This window comes from Kitasatospora sp. NPDC059571 (assembly GCF_042735675.1).
In the GTDB taxonomy this organism is placed as follows: Bacteria; Actinomycetota; Actinomycetes; order Streptomycetales; family Streptomycetaceae; genus Kitasatospora.
Map to the genome: position 1 here is coordinate 1 of NZ_JBHWBW010000833.1, position 1,346 is coordinate 1,346.

The following is a 1,346-nucleotide window of genomic DNA, read 5'->3' on the forward strand; positions in this document are numbered from 1 at the left end:
CGGTCAGACCCCGCCGCCCGGTGCGTCCGGGTCGTCGTCGTACACCTCGCTGACGTCGAAGCGGCAGATCAGCAGCTGCGGATCGGCGCCGTCGAAGGGCTCGGGCAGCCACTCGCCCGGATCGGTCGGCTCGGTGGCGGAGACCCAGAGCGTCGAGTCGCCCTCCTCCAGGCCGAACTCCTCGCAGCGCGAGGCGATCTCGTCCGGCTCGTACTCCCCGAACAGCACCCCGATCGCCGCGTTCACGCCCCCGGACGGGCCGCCGCCCGGGGTGAGCGAGTCGTCCACCCGCTCGGCCTGCTCGCGCAGCCGCTTGGGATCGGCCACCAGGTAGTCGCGGCGGATCAGCACACTGATCGCCTCGGGCTGCTCCGGGCCGTGGTACCCGCCGGAGCCCTCGTCCCCGGGGACCTCGAAGGGGGTCACCTCGTCGAAGACCTCGTAGAGCAGCTGGTCGTAGGTGATCGCTGCCGCCGCCAGCCCCTCGTAGGCGGCGACCACGGCCGGATCGCCCTCCTCGGTGGTGCCGACGACCGCCTCCAGGTGGCGGTCGATCGCGGCCTTGACCGCCTCGGCGGCGGCCCGTACCTCATTGATGGTGAGCTGCGCGGCATCAGACATGGTGCAGACGCTATCCCCACCCGGTGACGATACGCACAGGGGTTGTCGCGTACGCCCTCGAATTCACGACAAGTTCCACCCTGATGTCCGGTCCGCGGTGTTCTGTGCCACTCGGATGTGTCCGGAACAGCCGGTTCCCGCTTCACCGGGGCCGCCCGGGGGTATCGCATCCGGGTACCGGAACTGATCGCGTGTCAGTCGGCCCCGGGGGACGGCCGCCCCCGGAGCGCCCCCTCCGGCGGACCGGGCGGCCCGTCGGCGGCAGGTCGTAGGCTTGCGGTCAGGCGGATGGCACGAGGCAGGAGGAAGACTTGACCCCACCCAAGCTGGTCCGGCAACCCGAGTACGAGTACCAGTCGCTGCGCCTGCCGCGCGGCACGAGCCGCAACGCGGCACGGCAGCTGCTGACCGACCACGCCGAGTACGGCAACTGGGAGCTGGACCGCCTGCGGCTCTATCCGGACGGCAGCCGGACGGTCCGGCTGCGCCGCAAGATCATTCGGCAGGTCCGCAGCTGGTGACCGGGGCCGGCCCGGGCCGCGGGGCGTGCCCGCGCCCGGCCCTCGGCCGCCCGTGACCGAGCCTGCCCGGCCTCCGGGCCCCGGGAACGCCGATGCGCCCCGGCCGCACCAGGCGGCCCGGGCGTGCGGCGGCCGGCGCGCCCGCGGCCGGCGACGGGGCCCGGCGCGGGCGCCCGCCCCCCCGCGGCGGGTGTGCACCCCCCC

Annotated in this window: 2 protein-coding genes; one reads left to right on the forward strand and one right to left on the reverse strand. The window is 74.3% G+C overall.

What is annotated here, in order from left to right; genetic code table 11:
* Positions 1-3 precede the first annotated feature (3 nt).
* Positions 4-621, reverse strand: coding sequence for a hypothetical protein (locus ACFV0G_RS39390; RefSeq protein WP_380558753.1), 618 nt, complete (start codon positions 619-621; stop codon positions 4-6).
* Between the two features lie 326 nt (positions 622-947).
* Here ACFV0G_RS39390 and ACFV0G_RS39395 point away from each other — a divergent pair, with 326 nt between their 5' ends.
* Positions 948-1,142 carry a DUF5703 family protein gene (locus ACFV0G_RS39395; protein ID WP_380558756.1) on the forward strand — a complete coding sequence of 65 codons (195 nt, stop codon included), beginning with the start codon at positions 948-950 and terminating at the stop codon, positions 1,140-1,142.
* Positions 1,143-1,346: the final 204 nt, after the last annotated feature.